The following is a 16432-nucleotide window of genomic DNA, read 5'->3' as shown; positions in this document are numbered from 1 at the left end:
ATACGAAGGGACGTTATTCGGATTTTGCGGCCTTCCGGGCGGCACGGCTCTTCTTGCTGCCGCCGGTCTTTTTCGTGCTGCGGCGGGCCGGAGTTTTTTTGGCGGGAGCAGGCTCGGCCACGGGCTCCTCGGCGGCGGGAGCAGGCTCGGCCACGGGCTCCTCGGCGGCGGGAGCGGGCTCAGCCACAGGCTCCTCAGCGGCGGGAGCAGGCTCGGCTACAGGCTCCTCGGCGGCGGGAGCGGGCTCAGCCACGGGCTCCTCAGCGGCGGGAGCGGGTTCAGCCGCAGGCTCCTCCTCAAAAGGGACCGGCTCCTCCTGCTCGGCGGGATTGGTAAAGCCCGTGACCCAGTAGTAGACCTGGAGGTAGTCCTGGGCGGACTGGTTCCAGGAGAAGTCGGCGGTCATGGCATTGCGCTGGAGGGCCTGCCATGCCTCCTTGCCGTTGTAGTAGAGATTGACCGCTTCACCCAGCACCCAGGTCATATCGTGGGCGTTGATGTCGGCGAAGGTAAAGCCATTGGCGTGCTCGGTGCCGTTGGGACGCACGGAATCCCGCAGGCCGCCGGTCTCCCGGACCACGGGCAGGGTGCCGTAGCGCATGGCGATCATCTGAGACAGGCCGCAGGGCTCGGCGATGCTGGGCATGAGGAAGAGGTCCGCGCCGCCATAGATGGCGGTGGAGAGGGCGCCCGAGTAGAGGATGTTGGCCGAGAAACGGCCGGGATACTGGGCCTGCGCGTGGCGGAAGGCCTCCTCAAAATTCCAGTCGCCGGTGCCCAGGACCACCATCTGCACATCCATGGCCATGATGTCGTGGATGGCGGAGGCCACCAGCTCAAAGCCCTTGTGCTTGACCAGGCGGGAGATGCAGGCGATGATGGGGATATTGGGGTCCTGCCGCAGGCCGACGGCCTGCTGGAGGGCGGCCTTACAGGCGGCCTTGCCGGAGAGGTCGTCGGGCGAGAAGTTGGCGGCCAGGCCGTGATCGTGGGCGGGATCGTACAGCGCGGTGTCAATGCCATTCAGGATACCGCGCAGCTTGTGGCGGTTGTCGGCAATGACGCCCTCCAGACCGTGGGCGTAGAAGGGATACTGGAGCTCGCCGGCATAGGAGGGGGAGACGGTGGTGACATAGTCGGAGGCGTAGATGGCCCCCTTCATCAGGTTCACGTCCCCATGGTAGGCCAGCATATGCTCGTGGAAGTAGCCGGAGTTGAGACCGAACAGATCCTCCAGCAGCTCCTTGCCGTAGCGGCCCTGGTACTCGATGTTGTGGATGGTAAAGACAGACTTGGTCCCATAGAGCTGGGGCACACGGGTGCGCTCCTCCAGCAGATAGATGGGAGCCAGGGCGGTCTGCCAGTCATTGGCATGGATCACATCGGGGTGCCAGTCCAGGTGGGCGGGGGTCTCCACCACGGCACGGGAGAAGAAGGCGAAACGCTCGGCGTCGTCATAGTGGCCGTAGAGGCCGGAGCGCTTGAAGTAGTACTCGTTATCCACGAAATAATAGGTCACGCCGTCCCGCTTGAGCTCAAAGATGCCGCAATAGGGCGTGCGCCAGGCCAGGATCACGTGGAAATTGAAGAGATAGGTCATCTGGTCGCGCCACTCCTGGCCGATTCCCTCGTAGAGGGGGAGGATGACGCGCACATCATGGCCGGCCGCGGCCAGCGCCTTGGGAAGACTGCCCGCCACATCGGCCAGGCCGCCTGTTTTAATAAAAGGGGCGACCTCAGAGGAAGCAAAGAGAATGTTCATATGGGGCAAAGACTCCTTTCACACAGTTCAACTGCCCATTCGGAACAATGGGAATTTCACAATGGGTGGAGACTGCTGTTATGTCCAGTATAGCAGAAAGTTCCAGTCAGAGCGAGAGACGAAGTGTTGAAAAAACAGCTTCGTCTCTTGGCTCTCACAGGGGAAAATGTCAAAGGATCATACGATTTCGTTCTTGGCGATGGCTAAAGGATAGCTGGAATGACCCATCAGCATCCGCCCCGGATTCACCCGGACATTCTTATCTGTGATCACATATTTGAGCACGGCATCCGACTGAACGACGGTGCCCTGCATGAGCACACAGTTGGAAACACGGGCACCCTTCTGGACATGCACGCCGCGGAAGAGGATGCAGTTTTCCACCTCGCCCTCGATGATGCAGCCATCGGCCACCAGAGAGTTGATGCTCTTGGCGCCGGGGCCGTAGTAGGTGGAGGGGTTGGACTGGTCCTTGGTCTTGATGGGACGTTCGGGTGCAAAGAGCTGTGCGCGGACCGCGGGGTCCAGCAGCTCCATGCTGCGGGCAAAATAGCCGGCCACCGACTGAAGGCGGGCGGCATAGCCGTCAAACTGGTAGGCGTGGATCTTCAGATTATGCACCGCCGACACCAGAACACCGTCGCTGAAGGAGGAGATGTTGTGGGTAGAGCAGTGGTCTACCAGGGAGAGGAGCAGCTCCTTGGAGAGGATGTAGACCTCCAGGGACTCCAGACCGGCAGCCGTGGTGGGGTTGACGGCCACGTCGGTGACAAAGCCGTTTTCGTCAGTGGTGAAGTAGTCGCAGCCGCGGGGGTCACTGTTGAGCTTGGAGGTGCACACGGCCGTCATGTCGGCGCCGCTGTCCAGATGGGACTGGAAGATCTCCGCGAGGGGCAGGTTGACCGCCACGTCGCCACCGGCCAGGACCACGTAGTCCTGCCGGATCTTCTGGAGGTAGGAGTACACGCCGGCCAGAGCGTCCATCCGGCCGTGGTAATTCCCGTCGCCCCGCTTATCGGCATAGCCAAAGGGGGGCAGGATGCGCAGACCGCCGTGCTTGCGGGCCAGGTCCCAGTCCTTACCGGAGCTCACATGGTCCAGCAGGGACTGGTAGTTGGCGTGGGTGATGAGGCCCACATCGGAGACCCCGGCGTTGACGAAGTTGGAGAGCATGAAGTCCACTACCCGGTAACGGCCGCCGTAGGGGATGGAACAGGTGTTGCGATGCTGGCTCAATTCCCGCAGGCTGGGATTGGAGCGATAGGCAAAAATGATGCCGTGGAGTTTATTCAGCATTTCTTATCGTCTCCTTTCACATTGCGGGTAATCATGGCCTTGGCGGGTACGACGGCGCCCCGGCCAACTTTGAGGTTCTGCGCCACAACGGCGATGCCCCATTCCGAATCGTTCTGGTCGTCCGGGGACGTACCCACATGGGCCTGCTCCCCGATGACGGTATTTTCCGCAATGATGGCGTATTCCACCACGGCCCCGGCCTTCACGACCGTGCCGGGCATGAGGATGGAGTAGGCCACCCGGGCGCCCTCTTCCACCTGCACCGAGTGGAAGAGCACCGAGTTCTCCACCGTGCCGTAGACCTCACAGCCGCCCGTGACCATGGAGTGGGACACCTTGGCGTTGGGACCGGTATAGAGGGGGGGCTTGGTGGGGGTGCGGGCGTAGATGGGCCACTCGGTATCGTAGAGATCGATGCCGTTCTCCGGGGAGAGCATGTCCATATTGGCGTCCCACAGGGAGTCGATGGTGCCCACGTCCTTCCAGTAGCCCCGGAAGCGGTAGGCCATCAGCTTTTCCTGGTGGGCCAGCATGGAGGGAATGATGTTCTTGCCGAAGTCATTGGAGCTCTTCTCGTCGGCCTCGTCCGCCATCAGATACTCCTTGAGCTTGGACCAGGTGAAGATGTAGATGCCCATAGAGGCCAGATTGCTCTTGGGGTGCTTGGGCTTCTCCTCAAATTCATAGATCTGGTCGGAGTCGTCCACATTCATGATGCCGAAGCGGGTGGCCTCCTCCAGCGTGACCTCCAGCACCGAGATGGTGCAGGCCGCGCCGCTGGCCTTGTGGTGGGCCAGCATCTTGGAGTAGTCCATCTTGTAGATGTGGTCACCCGAGAGGATGAGCACATACTCCGGATCATAGAGCTCGATAAAGCCCATATTCTGATAGATGGCGTTGGCGGTGCCCTTGTACCAGGTGCCCTTTTCCCCCTCGCGCATGTAGGGGGGGAGGATGTGGACGCCCCCGTCGGAGCGGTCCAGGTCCCAGGCCTGGCCGTTGCCCAGATATGCGTTGAGCTCCAGCGGACGGTATTGGGTGAGCACGCCCACCGTGTCAATGCCGGAGTTGATACAGTTGGACAGCGGGAAGTCGATGATGCGATATTTTCCGCCGAACGGAACGGCGGGTTTGGCCACGTGGCTGGTCAGGGCATGGAGACGGCTTCCCTGTCCGCCAGCCAAAAGCATGGCGACACATTCCTTTTTCATAACACGTTCACCTCTAGCGATTGCTTTTCAAATGTCCCTCTCCACATCGGCTCCGGAGCGGAACGAAGTCCGGAGCGCAATGACAGGCAATGTTGGATTCCCAGCTCCTCTCTGCGTATGTAGATGGTTTAACTGCCCGATTTGGAAGCGCGGGGCTTGCGGGCGGGACGCTTGGTCTCCTGGGCGGAGGACTCCTCCGCGGCAGGGGCCTTTTTGCGGCTCGTGCGCTTGGACGCCGGCTTCGCGGCTGGCGAAAGCTCCGCCTTTTTGCGGCGGGGCGGGAATTTCTTGGTGCAGCGCAGGATCACTGCGCCCATGGGGGGAAGGTCCACCGAGATGGACTGCTCCAGCCCGTGACAGGGGATGTACTCCGACTTGAGGGGCTCCAGATCGCCCAGTCCGTTTCCGCCGAAGGCGGGATCGTCTGTGTTGAAGGCCACCTCGTACCGGCCCGGGCAGGGGACGCCCAGACGGTAGCCCGCTCGGTGGACGGGGGAGAAGTTGCACAGGGTGAGCAGGAAGTGTCCATTCTTGTCCTTCCGCAGGAAGGCGGCGCAGTTGCCCTGGTTATCATCGGCACAGATCCACTGGAATCCCTCCCAGGAGAAGTCCAGCTCCCACAGCTCGGGGTGGGCCAGATAGAACTGGTTGGCGGACTGGAAGAAGCCCTGGAGCTGCTGATGGCGCTCCTGCTCCAGAAGGTGCCAGTCCAGAGAGTGCTCAAAATGCCACTCGTTGAACTGTCCGAATTCCGCGCCCATGAAGAGAAGCTTTTTCCCCGGATGGGTGAGCATATAGGTGTAGAAGGCCCGCACACCGGCGAACTTCTCCTCATCGGTGCCCGGCATCTTGTTGATGAGGGAGCCCTTCATGTGCACCACCTCGTCGTGGGAGAGGGGGAGCACGAAGTTCTCCGAGAAGGCGTACATCAGGGAGAAGGTGATATCCCGGTGATTGAACTGCCGGAAGTAGGGGTCCAGCTTCATATAGTGGCACAGATCGTTCATCCAGCCCATATTCCACTTGAGGTTGAAGCCCAGACCGCCTTCCAGGCCGCCCTGCTCCACCGGGTGGGAGACCCGGGGCCAGGCGGTGGACTCCTCCGCGATCATGAGCACGTCCGGGTGAGCCTGGAAGATGTGGGTATTGAGCTGCTGGAGGAAATCCACGGCCTCCAGATTCTCGTGCCCGCCGAAGAGGTTGGGGCACCACTGTCCATCCTGCCGGCCGTAGTCCAGGTAGAGCATGGAGGCCACCGCGTCCACCCGCAGGCCGTCGATGTGGAACTGCTCCAGCCAGAACAGGGCCGAGGAGTAGAGGAAGGAGCGGACCTCGTTGCGCCCGTAGTCAAAGACGCGGGTGCCCCAGTCGGCGTGCTCGCCCTTGCGGGGATCGGCGTACTCGTAGCAGGGGCCGCCGTCAAATTCGTACAGGCCGAAGGCGTCCTTGGGGAAATGGGCGGGCACCCAGTCCAGAATGACGCCGATGCCGGCCTGGTGGAGCTGATCCACCAGATACATGAAGTCGTCCGGCGTGCCGTACCGGCTGGTGGCGGCAAAGTATCCGGTGCACTGATACCCCCAGGAGTCGTCCAGCGGATATTCGCTCACGGGCATGAGCTCCACATGGGTGAAGCCCATCTCTTTGACGTAGGGGACCAGATAGCGGGCAATATCCCGGTAGCTGAGGAAGGTGTCCTCCCCGGTGCGCCGCCAGGAGCCCAGGTGCATTTCATAGATGTTGAGGGGCTTGTGATAGATGGGATTGGCTTTCCGCCACTCCAGCCAGGCCTGATCGCCCCAGACATAGCCGCCCAGCTCATAGATCTTGGAGGCGGTGCCGGGGCGGGTCTCGGCGTGGAAGGCATAGGGATCGGCCTTGGCCAGGACACGGCCGTCCTGTGTGTGAATGGCATATTTATAGGAGTCGTAGCGCTGAAGGCCAGGGACAAATCCCTCCCACACGCCGCCGCCGATGGGAGCGAGGGGGTGATCGGACTCATCCCAGTCGTTGAAATCTCCCATGACGCATACTGCCTTGGCATTGGGGGCCCACACACGGAAGACATACCCCTCCTGCCCGTCCTGTACCTGTGCGTGAGATCCCAGATACTCCTGCGCACGGACGGCCTGACCTTTTGAAAACGCATCCAGAGCGGGTGCATAGCTGGTGACCTGATTCATAGGCATACTCTCCTTCGTACGAAAAACGCCCAAAAGTAAAGGGAAAAAAGAACCTTCTCTTGGCATAGATGATAATAAGGATCCAAAAAAGCGGATACTTATTTGTAGAAATTATACAACATAATATGGAATACGTCAAGGCTCTGTGCCGCGCTATTTCGTAAAACACATCATAACGCAAGATATGGAAGAAAAATACAGAAAAAGGGGGAGAGAACCAAAAGAATGGTTCTCTCCCTGAAAAAGGTCAGGCAGCCAGGAACAGGCGCTGGAGAAAATCCAGGAAAATGCCGGGCACGGTGACGCGTTCCACGGCCTCGCAGGCGACGATGGGGATGCGCTCCCGCTCCTCCCCGCCTACGGTCACCACCAGGTGGCCCAGGATCTGGCCCTTCTCCACGGGGGCCTCCACATCCTGGCAGAGCTCCAGCTGGGTAGAGAGCTGGTTGATCTGGTCCTTTTCCACCAAAAGCCGGCTGGAGGCGGAGAGCTCCGGCTGGACCTGCTCCTTCCGGCCCAGGATCACATCCACCGGGGGAAGGGCCTGGTTGGGGCGGATGTCGGCCAGGGTATAGTTGGCAAAGCCGAAGTCCAGCAGACGCTTGGCGCTGTCAAAGCGCTGGGCCGAGGTGGGGGAATGCAGGATCACGGCGATGAGCTCCATGCCATCCCGCTCCGCCGTGGCAGAGAGACAGTAACCCGCCGAGTCGGTGGAGCCGGTTTTGAGTCCAGTGGCCCCGGGATAGAAGCGGATGAGCTTGTTGGTGTTGGAGAGCTGGAAGGCCCCGTTGCGGATGGAGTCCATCCAGATGGTGGAATACTCCCGGATCATAGGATGTCCGATCAGGGCCCGGGACATGAGGGCGATATCGTAGGCGCTGGTCAGATGCCCGGCGGCGGGCAGGCCGGTGCAGTTGAGAAAGGTGGTGTCCGCCATGCCCAGCTCGGCGGCCCGCTCGTTCATATCGGCCACAAAGGCCTCCTCACTGCCTGCGAGGTGCTCGGCCAGGGCCACCGCCGCGTCGTTTCCCGAGACCACAGTCACCGCCTTGAGCAGGTCCTGTACCGTCATCTGCTCGTTTTCCTTCAGATAGACCTGGGAGCCGCCCATGGAGGCGGCGTGGGCCGACACCGTCACCAGGTCGTCCAGGCCCAGGCGGCCGTCGTCAATGGCCTCCACCACCAGGAGCAGGGTCATGACCTTGGTGACGCTGGCCGGTTCCAGCTTGTCGTGGGCATTTTGTTCATAGAGAAGGGTCCCGGTCTCCTTCTCCATCAGGACAGCGGCGCTTGCCTCCGCCTGCGGCGCGCTGGAGACCGCCCCGGCGGGGCAGAGGAGCAGAGAAGCGGCCAGCAGGGCCGCGGCCAGTTGTTTCATGACAGTACCTCCCGTATCAAAGCGATCATGCGCAGGTTTCTGTAAGAACAGGATATGGAAGATTTGTCCGTTCTATGCCGCCGGAAAAACTTGTCAGTGGGAAAGAGAGCTGATACAATGAAAACCGGTTTACACCGGACAGGAGGAAGGTCCATATGCACATTACAACGGTGATTTTGACCGGCGGAAAATCCCGCCGGATGGGACGGGACAAGGGGGAACTCCCGGTGGGGGAGAGTACCCTGCTGGAGCGGATGATCAACCGCTGGACGGGGGTATTCGACGCCGTGGCCGTCTCGGTGGGAGAGGGAGGGCGCACCCTTCCGGCGGAGGTGCCGGCCCTCTTGGACCGGCATCCGGGCGCGGGACCCATGGCCGGCCTGGAGGCCGCACTGGCGGAGCTGGAGACCGACGCGGTCTTTCTCACGGCAGTGGACATGCCCTTTGGAGATGCCGCCCTGGCCCGCTGGATGGCGGAGCGGATGGGACAGGCGGACGTGTGCACCATCCGCAGAGGGGACGGGCGGCCGGAGCCCCTCTTTGCCCTCTACCGCAAAAGCTGTCTGCCGGTCATTACCCGCAGTCTGGAGGAGGGGCGGCGCTCCTTCGTTCAGGGGCTCTTTCCCTTTGTAGCGGTGGAGCAGATCGGAGAAGAGGAGCTTGCGGCCTTTGATCTGGAGCGCAGCCTCTTTAACGCCAATTCCCCCGAGGAGTGGGAGCGGGCCCGTCCGCTGCTGGAGCCGTGAGCAGGTCCGTTCCGGCGGCGGGGAAACCGGGGATCGTCCTAGGTAGAGGGGGCGGCAAAAATTTTTTGCATTACCCCCTTCACAAGAGCACTTTATTGTGGTAATATACTAAAGCAATAGGGCGACACCCCGGACACTGTCCGCGAAAGAACGACAATGGGAGGAATTTAGATATGAAACGGAAACTCTCTGCGCTGGCTCTGGCCGCTGCCCTGGGCCTGTCCCTGACCGCCTGCTCCGGCGGCACCGCCTCCAGCCCTGCTCCGGCCGGAAGCGGCACCCCCGAGGGCACCCCTGCCCAGAGCGCGGACAGCGACTGGGCCTATGTGGAGGGCAACGGCAAGCTGAAGATCGGCTACACCCTCTTTGAGCCCATGAACTACATAGGAGAGGACGGCGAGCTCACCGGATTTGAGACCGAGTTTGCCACCGCCGTGTGCGAGAAGCTGGGCGTGGAGCCGGAATTTGTAGAGATCAACTGGGACGCCAAGCTGCTGGAGCTGGAGTCCAAGAACATCGACTGTATCTGGAACGGCATGACCATCACGCCTGAGCTGCAGGAGGCCATCTCCATCTCGGATCCCTACATCAAGAACTACCAGGTGCTGGTGATCCGTGCGGCCGACGCGGAGAAGTACACCTCCACCGAGTCTCTGGCCGGCGCTAAGGTGGACGCGGAGGCGGGCTCCGCGGGCGAGAGCACGGTGCAGAATGACGAGTTCCTCAGCCAGGCCACCTACACCTCGGTGGTCAAGCAGACCGATGCGCTGCTGGAGGTCAAGAGCGGCGCGGCCGACGCGGCGGTCATGGACTTTGTTCTGGCCAACGCCCTGGCCGGTGTGGGTGATTACTCCGACCTGATGGTCATCCCCGATCTGGAGCTGTCGGTGGAGGAGTACGGCATCGGCTTCCGGAAGGGATCCGATGTCACCGAGAAGGTGAATCAGGCCATGCAGGAGCTGGTGGAAGACGGCACCCTGGGCACGCTGGCGGAGAAATATGAGCTGAGCGAGCTGCTGCTGGCCAATCAGAAATAATCACGTCATCAAGCGGAGGACAGAAGAGGCAGGGGGCAGCCCCTGCCCCTTGTCCGCTTCCGGCATAGGAGAGAGAATATGTCATTTGAAACGGTTACAATCACCATGATGAAGGGCTTTATGCTCAACATCCAGCTCTTTGTCATTACGCTGGTCTTGTCGCTGCCCCTGGGACTGGTGGTATCCTTCGGCACGATGAGCAAGTTCAAGCCGCTGAGCTGGCTGGTCCGGCTCTATGTGTACATCATGCGCTCCACCCCTCTGATGCTTCAGCTGGCGGTGGTGTACTATCTGCCGGGCATCCTCAGTCCGGGACATATTCTCCCGCGCATGACGGCGGCGTCGGTGGCCTTCGTGCTCAACTATGCCGCCTATTTCTCCGAGATCTTCCGGGGCGGTATCCAGGGCGTGCCCCGGGGACAGCAGGAGGCCGGACAGGTTTTGGGCATGACCCGGCGGCAGATCTTTTTCCAGGTGACGCTGCTCCAGGTGGTCAAGCGCATCGTCCCGCCCATGGGCAATGAGATCATTACCCTGGTCAAGGATACCTCCCTGTCCAACTTCATTATGGTGGGAGAGATCATCAAGCTGGCCAAGGACTTTGGCAACAAGGGCATGATCTGGCCCCTGTTCTATGCGGGACTTTTCTTCCTGGTATTCAACGGTGTGGTGACGCTGCTGCTCAGCCGGACCGAGAAAAAGCTGGACTATTTTCGGGTGTAAGGAGTAGAAGATATGGCGATTTTGCAGGTAGAAAACATCCAGAAGAAGTTCGGAAAAACCTCGGTCCTGAAGAGGATCAGCTTCTCCCTGGAGGAGGGACAGGCTCTGGCCATCATCGGCTCCTCCGGCTCCGGCAAGACCACACTGCTGCGGTGCCTCAATTTTCTGGAAACCCCCGACGTAGGGACCATCCGGGTACGGGACGAGGTGCTCTTCGATGCGGCCGATCCCAGCACCCAGCGGGAGGCCGAGGTGCGCAAAAAGCGCCTCCACTTCGGTCTGGTGTTCCAGTCCTTCAACCTCTTTCCCCAGTATACGGCCCTGAAGAACGTGATGCTGGCTAAGGAGCTGCTGGCCCAGGAGCGGAGCGACTACAAGGCCAACCGGAAGGAGATCCTGGCCGAGATCCGAAAAGAGGCCCTGGCCCTGCTGGATCAGATGGGGCTGGCCGACCGGGCCGAGCACTATCCCCATCAGCTCTCGGGCGGACAGCAGCAGCGGGTGGCCATCGCCCGGGCGCTGGCGCTGCATCCGGACATCCTCTGTTTTGACGAGCCCACCTCCGCGCTGGACCCGGAGCTCACCGGCGAGGTACTCAAGGTGATCCGCTCCCTGGCCGACAAAAAGACCACCATGGTCATCGTCACCCATGAGATGGCTTTTGCCCGGGATGTGGCCGACCAGGTCATCTTTATGGACGGCGGCGTCATCGTGGAGCAGGGCCCGGCCCGACAGGTCATCGAACAGCCCACCCAGGAACGGACCCGGCAGTTCCTGGCCCGCTACGCACAAAAGGCATAAGAACAGCCCCCGGAAACAAAGGTTTCCGGGGGCGTTTTCTTGCAGTGTGCAGATTCCCGAAGCGTACCTGTTCAGGGTGGGCGCGGTGTGCTATAATAACACCGAGAGATTTGTCAAGACGAGGAGAACGCAACACATGGAAGCATTTTTTCTGCCGGTTTTATCCCATTTTCAAAATGAGAATTTCTGGACGGCCAGCGCCGGCCGGATGCGCTATCAGGTGACGCCTGAGGAGGAGAATCTGGCCGCCGAGGTGTGGGAGGGCCCCTGGGGCTATGCCTTCAGCACGGTGGAGGAGAAGCGGTATTTCCCCATGACAGCCCAGGGGCTGGAAGAACTGCGGGCCTGGGGCATCGCGTGGGCGGAACAGATCAACGCCCGGCCGCCCCGCACGCTGGAGGAGACCCTGGCGATGCGCGCGGCGGCGCTGGAGCGCAAACAGGCGGCCCAGGCGGCCGAAGAGCAGGAATAAAAAAAGCAGACACGCACAAAACCGGTGCGTGTCTGCTTTTTTGTTGCCTCAGGGGAGAGATGATCCCGCTCAGCCCTCGATGTCGGAGATCAGGTTGACCCGGCGCTCATGGCGGCCGCCCTCGAACTCGGTGGTCAGGAAGGTCTCCACGATGCGGTCGGCCATGTTGGCCCCGATCATGCCGCCGCCCATGGCCAGCATGTTGGCGTTGTTGTGGCGGCGGGTCATCTCGGCGGAGAGAGGCTCGGAGCACAGGGCGCAGCGGATGCCCTTGACCTTGTTGGCGGCAATGGAGATGCCGATACCGGTGGTGCACACCACAATGCCCCGCTCACAGGCGCCGGAGGCCACCGCCTCGGCGGCCGCCCGGCCGTAGACCGGGTAATCCACACTCTCGGTGGAGTAGCAGCCGCAGTCCTGCACCTCGTAGCCGTGGGACTCCAGCCAGCCCTTCACATGCTCCTTCATGGCAAATCCGCCGTGGTCGCAGCCCAGAGAAACTTTCATGTTCATATCCTCCTCAAATCAATTCAGTCCATCTATCCAGATCCGCCCTTACAGCGGCTTGGGAACGGGATTGTGACGGTGGTAGGTGGTCACATAGCGGAATCCGGTCGCCTTCAGCAGGTCGTAGGCGGCAGGGATGCCCAGGCCCACCCGCTCGGGGAAGTGGGCGTCGGAGCCCACGGTGATGAGCTCACCACCCAGGGCGCGATAGCGCTCCAGAATGGGGCGCCAGGGCTCCACGGTCTTGCCGCAATAGGTGTTCAGCTCGATGCCGCGTCCGGTCTCTACCACCCGGCGCAGCACGGTGTCGATGCTGTCCCACCAGGGGTCCAGGGAGATTTCCTGGGGCATATAACGCAGGGGATAGATGATGTGTCCCAGGATATCATAGGTCTCCGGCAGCTCCACCAGGCGGAGCATGGAGGCGAAATAGTCGTCCAGTACCCGGCGGCAGGTCTCCTCCGAGTCATAGGAGAAGTAGAAGAAGTCCTCTCCGCCCAGCTCGGGAGAGAGATTGTGGAGCGAACCGATCACAAAGTCCAGCTCGGGCAGGGCGAGCATACGCCGGGCGTAGTCGGGATCAAAGGGGGCACTGCCGTACTCGATGCCAAACCGGAGCTGGAGTCTCCCCTCAAAGGCGGGCGCCGTCGTCCGGAACTGCTCCAGGGCAGGGGACCAGTCATAATCGGGGGCGAAGCCGCCGTGCTCCAGAATGCGGTCATAGTGGTCGGTGACGCACAGCTCGGAGAGTCCGGCCTTCTCCGCGGCCCGGGCCATTTCAGCCAGAGGGACATGCCCGTCGGGGGAGAGTATGGTGTGGGTGTGATAGTCGATGAAATACATACAGCACGCTCCAATTTGTCAGATTGGCCAGGAGGGAAGCCACTGGAGAAGGTTTGAGGTATACCACCGGGGGACCATCAGACCGATGAGCACCGGGTAGAAGGCGGCATACAGGGCCACCGCGGTCCCGGTCAGGGCATAGACGCTTTTGCGCATCCAGGGCAGACCCATCTCGAAGAGATCGTTGTACACATAGGCCAGGGCAAAGCAGAGGAAGAGGATGGAGGGGAAGTAGTGATACTCGAAGGTGGTCCGTCCAATGAAGAACCAGGGGGCCAGCTGGGAGAAGTAGGCCACCACGATGAAAAGGGCCTTCCCGCAGCGGCGCCGGATGCAGTGGACGATGAGGCTCACAACGGCCAGCAGTCCGCCCCAGCAGACCACCGGGTTGGAGAAGGCGGCAAAGGCCGACTTGCTCCCCGGTACGGAGGTGTAGTCCAGATAGTAGAGGATGGGCCGTCCGTCCACGATCCACTGATACCAGCGGGAGGAGTAGGGGTGGGTGTCGTGGACGCCCTGGTGGTAGGTGAGCATATACTCCTGATTTTTCCACATCTCATGGATGAGGTTGCCCAGGCTGGTATCCCCTTTGGCGGCAGCGTAGGGCCAGTAGGAGAGGGTATAGATGCAGGCGGGGATCACCACGAAGCACAGCACGGAAAAGGCCAGTGTCTGGATCAGCCAGAGATTCCGGAATACCGGGGGAGTTTCCCCCTCCTCCACTTTGGGCCAGTCCCGCAGCTTGAACCACAGGCCCAGGAAATAGAGCAGAGCCAGTCCCACGCCGCCATAGATGACGGTCCACTTGCTGGCCGCACCGATCCCCCAGAAAAGGCCGGAGAGGAACAGCCAGGGCGCGCCCTTCCGGAACGGGGTGCCCGCCGGGAGGGTGAGATACCGGTACATGAAGTAGTACATGGCCAGGATGAAGAACACCCCGTAGGTGTCGATGGTGGCGATGCGGGTCTGGGTGAGATGCATGAAATCAAAGGCAAAGAGAGCCGTCCCGCAGAAGGCCACCGGCGTCTTCCCAAAGAGATTTTTGAGGAAGGCATAGAGCAGAGGAAGCATGAGCACACCGAAGAGCGTGCCCATAAAGCGCCAGCCAAAGGGAGTCATACCAAAGAGACGGATACCGATGCCCAGGATGAGCTTGCCCAGCGGGGGATGGGAGATCTCATAGGGGTAGATCCCACGGATGTGCTCGTAGGCGGTGCGGGCATGGTAGATCTCGTCAAAGTAGGTGGAGTTATACCAGGAGGGGGATTCCGGGACGGTGTCTCCCTCGTCAAAGAGGGCGGAGGCCTCCCCCGGCTGGTCGGGGCACACCAGATTTCCCGAAGTGTCATAGAGAGCCAGCTCCCCCAGTTCGATGGGGCTCTTGGTGGATTTGGCGGTGATGCGCAGGAAGCGGACCTCCAGCGTATTCTCGGGCGTGATTTCAAGCCACTTGAAGAGGTCGGCGTAGTGCTGGGGCATGGCATAGCTGGGCTCGTAGCCCTCCGCGTCGGCCCAGTAGTAGCCGGTGACGGTCCCCTCCTCGTTCTCCCGGGCCCAGAGGGTGGACCAGTGGGAGCCATCGGCGGAGATCTCCACATTGTAGTCTCCGGTGCCGAGACCCGGATAATACATCAGCCGGGTGAGCTGGAAGGGCTGGGAGAATTCCACCTCCACCGTCTGTGTCTCGGTAAAATTGTGAAAAGACTGGGGATTGGTAAAGGAGCCCAGCTGAAAAAAGGCGGTGGCGGCATAGACCAGCGTCAGGAGCAGGATGAGCAGGCCGTCCCGCCGCTCCAGTGGGTGACAGCGTCCCGCAAAGGAAAAGCGGGGTTTGGCGGGGGAGGGGAGGACCTCTCCGGTTTGACGGCGGATCCGGTCATGCAGGTTATGGGGAGAGAGGATCCAGCGCCAGTAAGAGCCAAACAGGAGAAAGAGGGCGGCGAGCAGAAGGATGGGAAAAATCAGCGTAGGCCGGATGGCCTGGAGCAGGATATCCATGAAAGACCTCCCGGAAGTTGGATTCAAGAAATAGCATAAGGTCAGATAACAAAATAAGGGATGGACATTGTCCATCCCTTATTTTATTTCTTTTTCTTCATTTTGTCAAAGAATCCTTTGAGCCCCTCTTCCTCCTCCGCGTCGGGCAGCTCGCCAATGGCGCGGCCGAAGTGGCGCAGGGCCTCCTTCTGCTCGTGGGTGAGCCCGCGGGGGACATCCACCGAGACGGTGACGTACTGGTCGCCCCGGCCCCGTCCGTTGACGGAGGGGATGCCCTTGCCCTTGAGGCGGAACGTGGCGCCCGGCTGGGTGCCCTCGGGCAGGTTCCACTTGACCTTTCCGTCGATGGTGGGGATCTCCAGCTCCGCGCCCAGGGTGGCCTGGAGGAAGGAGACCTTCTGATCCAGGTAGACATTCATGCCGTCCCGCTTGAACTGGGGATGGGGACGCACGGTGATGCTGATGATCAGATCGCCGGCCGGACCGCCGTTCTTGCCCGCGCCGCCCTGTCCCCGCAGGGAGATGGCCTGACCGTTGTCGATGCCGGCGGGGATCTTGACGGTGATCTTCCGGTTCTTCCGAACCGAGCCGGCGCCGTTACAGGTCTTACAGGGGGTATGGATGAGCTTACCGGTGCCGCCGCACTTGGGGCAGCTGGTGGTGGTGGCAAAGGAGAACGCGCCGCCGCCCCGCTGGATGCGGATGGTACCCGAGCCGTGACAGTCGGGGCAGATCTCGGCTGTCGTGCCGGGGGCGCAGCCGGTGCCCTTACACACGTCACACTGTTCGCTGCGAGTCAGGTTGATCTCCTTTTCGCAGCCAAAGGCGGCCTCTTCAAAGGTGATGGTGACGGAAGCACGGAGGGTATCGCCCTTCATGGGGCCGTTGCGCCGGGCACCGCCGCCCCCGCCAAAGCCGCCGCCGAATCCGCCTCCGAAGAAGGATCCGAAAATATCACCCAGGTCGATGTCGCCGAAATCGGCGCCGCCGAAGCCGCCGAAACCGCCGCCGGGGTTATAGTTGGGGTCAACACCGGCGTGGCCGAACTGGTCGTAACGGGCACGTTTCTCCTTGTCGGAGAGGACCTCGTAGGCCTCGTTGACCTCCTTGAACTTGGCCTCGGCCTCCTTATCGCCGGGGTTGAGGTCGGGGTGGTACTGCTTGGCCAGCTTGCGGTAGGCCTTTTTCAGCTCATCGTCGCTGGCGCTCTTGCTGACCCCCAGGACCTCGTAAAAATCTCGTTTCTGTTCAGGCATATGATCACCTCTTAAATTGAGGGAGTATGGAACGGCGGGCGCAAAGCGCGCCCCTACGCTGCATTTCCCGTTGCAGGGACGTATCTGGTACGCCCGCCAAAACGCCCCGAGTGGGACGGATGAAATTCATCCGTCCCACCACAGAGCTGATGTTTCTTTGAATCGCCGGAGGCGGTTTGCTGTGCGCCTGCTCCGGCCCCGGAGCGCTTCTGTGTCACG

Annotated in this window: 14 protein-coding genes; 5 read left to right on the top strand and 9 right to left on the bottom strand. The window is 61.3% G+C overall.

What is annotated here, in order from left to right:
• Positions 1-13: 13 nt before the first annotated feature.
• The 5 genes from glgA to GPK94_RS05200 all read right to left on the bottom strand — a co-directional run bounded on the left by glgA (position 14) and on the right by GPK94_RS05200 (position 7830).
• Positions 14-1762 carry a glycogen synthase GlgA gene (glgA, locus tag GPK94_RS05220; protein ID WP_215654898.1) on the bottom strand — a complete coding sequence of 583 codons (1749 nt, stop codon included), beginning with the start codon at positions 1760-1762 and terminating at the stop codon, positions 14-16.
• A gap of 177 nt (positions 1763-1939) precedes the next feature.
• A complete protein-coding gene (gene glgD / locus GPK94_RS05215) occupies positions 1940-3058 on the bottom strand; it encodes a glucose-1-phosphate adenylyltransferase subunit GlgD (protein WP_215654896.1) in 1119 nt (372 codons plus the stop codon).
• Positions 3052-4269 (bottom strand): glucose-1-phosphate adenylyltransferase, encoded by a 1218-nt coding sequence (locus tag GPK94_RS05210; protein ID WP_215654894.1) that lies wholly within the window; start codon positions 4267-4269, stop codon positions 3052-3054. Before GPK94_RS05210 ends, glgD begins: the two co-directional genes overlap by 7 nt.
• 128 nt (positions 4270-4397) lie before the next feature.
• On the bottom strand, positions 4398-6452 hold the full coding sequence (gene glgB / locus GPK94_RS05205) for a 1,4-alpha-glucan branching protein GlgB (RefSeq protein ID WP_346727993.1): 2055 nt from the start codon (positions 6450-6452) through the stop codon (positions 4398-4400).
• A gap of 247 nt (positions 6453-6699) precedes the next feature.
• The gene (locus GPK94_RS05200) at positions 6700-7830 is read right to left on the bottom strand and encodes a D-alanyl-D-alanine carboxypeptidase family protein (RefSeq protein WP_195279424.1); all 1131 of its coding nucleotides are present in this window, start codon (positions 7828-7830) and stop codon (positions 6700-6702) included.
• Between the two features lie 155 nt (positions 7831-7985).
• Between GPK94_RS05200 and GPK94_RS05195 the strand changes: the two genes are divergently transcribed.
• The 5 genes from GPK94_RS05195 to GPK94_RS05175 all read left to right on the top strand — a co-directional run bounded on the left by GPK94_RS05195 (position 7986) and on the right by GPK94_RS05175 (position 11609).
• Positions 7986-8576 carry a molybdenum cofactor guanylyltransferase gene (locus GPK94_RS05195; RefSeq protein WP_215654890.1) on the top strand — a complete coding sequence of 197 codons (591 nt, stop codon included), beginning with the start codon at positions 7986-7988 and terminating at the stop codon, positions 8574-8576.
• Between the two features lie 173 nt (positions 8577-8749).
• The gene (locus tag GPK94_RS05190; protein ID WP_101691168.1) at positions 8750-9613 is read left to right on the top strand and encodes a transporter substrate-binding domain-containing protein; all 864 of its coding nucleotides are present in this window, start codon (positions 8750-8752) and stop codon (positions 9611-9613) included.
• A 78-nt stretch (positions 9614-9691) separates the two neighbouring features.
• Complete coding sequence (locus GPK94_RS05185) at positions 9692-10336, top strand: amino acid ABC transporter permease (protein ID WP_101691169.1); 645 nt, start codon at positions 9692-9694, stop codon at positions 10334-10336.
• Positions 10337-10348: 12 nt separating this feature from the next.
• Entirely contained in the window at positions 10349-11137 is a 789-nt protein-coding gene (locus GPK94_RS05180) for an amino acid ABC transporter ATP-binding protein (RefSeq protein WP_252192520.1), read from the top strand.
• Between the two features lie 136 nt (positions 11138-11273).
• Positions 11274-11609 carry a hypothetical protein gene (locus GPK94_RS05175; protein ID WP_101691171.1) on the top strand — a complete coding sequence of 112 codons (336 nt, stop codon included), beginning with the start codon at positions 11274-11276 and terminating at the stop codon, positions 11607-11609.
• Positions 11610-11678: 69 nt separating this feature from the next.
• Here GPK94_RS05175 and rpiB read toward each other — a convergent pair whose 3' ends face one another.
• The 4 genes from rpiB to dnaJ all read right to left on the bottom strand — a co-directional run bounded on the left by rpiB (position 11679) and on the right by dnaJ (position 16213).
• Entirely contained in the window at positions 11679-12116 is a 438-nt protein-coding gene (gene rpiB / locus GPK94_RS05170) for a ribose 5-phosphate isomerase B (RefSeq protein WP_193537126.1), read from the bottom strand.
• 48 nt (positions 12117-12164) lie between these two features.
• Entirely contained in the window at positions 12165-12959 is a 795-nt protein-coding gene (locus GPK94_RS05165; protein ID WP_215654888.1) for a histidinol-phosphatase HisJ family protein, read from the bottom strand.
• Between the two features lie 18 nt (positions 12960-12977).
• Positions 12978-14957: a phospholipid carrier-dependent glycosyltransferase gene (locus tag GPK94_RS05160; protein WP_215654886.1), complete on the bottom strand. Its 1980-nt coding sequence runs from the start codon at positions 14955-14957 to the stop codon at positions 12978-12980.
• Positions 14958-15040: 83 nt separating this feature from the next.
• A complete protein-coding gene (gene dnaJ, locus GPK94_RS05155; RefSeq protein WP_215654879.1) occupies positions 15041-16213 on the bottom strand; it encodes a molecular chaperone DnaJ in 1173 nt (390 codons plus the stop codon).
• Between the last annotated feature and the right edge of the window lie 219 nt (positions 16214-16432).

The organism is Pseudoflavonifractor sp. MCC625 (assembly GCF_018784545.1).
In the GTDB taxonomy this organism is placed as follows: Bacteria; Bacillota; Clostridia; order Oscillospirales; family Oscillospiraceae; genus Pseudoflavonifractor_A; species Pseudoflavonifractor_A gallinarum.
This window is presented reverse-complemented; position numbering and strand designations above follow the sequence as displayed.

Excerpts from the sequence above, each read along its gene's own strand:
- GPK94_RS05210 (WP_215654894.1), bottom strand. The coding sequence starts at position 4,269 with ATGAAAAAGGAATGTGTCGCCATGCTTTTGGCTGGCGGACAGGGAAGC.
- GPK94_RS05180 (WP_252192520.1), top strand. The coding sequence starts at position 10,349 with ATGGCGATTTTGCAGGTAGAAAACATCCAGAAGAAGTTCGGAAAAACC.
- GPK94_RS05175 (WP_101691171.1), top strand. The coding sequence starts at position 11,274 with ATGGAAGCATTTTTTCTGCCGGTTTTATCCCATTTTCAAAATGAGAAT.
- glgB (WP_346727993.1), bottom strand. The coding sequence starts at position 6,452 with ATGAATCAGGTCACCAGCTATGCACCCGCTCTGGATGCGTTTTCAAAA.
- GPK94_RS05200 (WP_195279424.1), bottom strand. The coding sequence starts at position 7,830 with ATGAAACAACTGGCCGCGGCCCTGCTGGCCGCTTCTCTGCTCCTCTGC.
- glgD (WP_215654896.1), bottom strand. The coding sequence starts at position 3,058 with ATGCTGAATAAACTCCACGGCATCATTTTTGCCTATCGCTCCAATCCC.
- GPK94_RS05190 (WP_101691168.1), top strand. The coding sequence starts at position 8,750 with ATGAAACGGAAACTCTCTGCGCTGGCTCTGGCCGCTGCCCTGGGCCTG.
- dnaJ (WP_215654879.1), bottom strand. The coding sequence starts at position 16,213 with ATGCCTGAACAGAAACGAGATTTTTACGAGGTCCTGGGGGTCAGCAAG.
- GPK94_RS05165 (WP_215654888.1), bottom strand. The coding sequence starts at position 12,959 with ATGTATTTCATCGACTATCACACCCACACCATACTCTCCCCCGACGGG.
- GPK94_RS05185 (WP_101691169.1), top strand. The coding sequence starts at position 9,692 with ATGTCATTTGAAACGGTTACAATCACCATGATGAAGGGCTTTATGCTC.
- glgA (WP_215654898.1), bottom strand. The coding sequence starts at position 1,762 with ATGAACATTCTCTTTGCTTCCTCTGAGGTCGCCCCTTTTATTAAAACA.
- GPK94_RS05195 (WP_215654890.1), top strand. The coding sequence starts at position 7,986 with ATGCACATTACAACGGTGATTTTGACCGGCGGAAAATCCCGCCGGATG.
- GPK94_RS05160 (WP_215654886.1), bottom strand. The coding sequence starts at position 14,957 with ATGGATATCCTGCTCCAGGCCATCCGGCCTACGCTGATTTTTCCCATC.
- rpiB (WP_193537126.1), bottom strand. The coding sequence starts at position 12,116 with ATGAAAGTTTCTCTGGGCTGCGACCACGGCGGATTTGCCATGAAGGAG.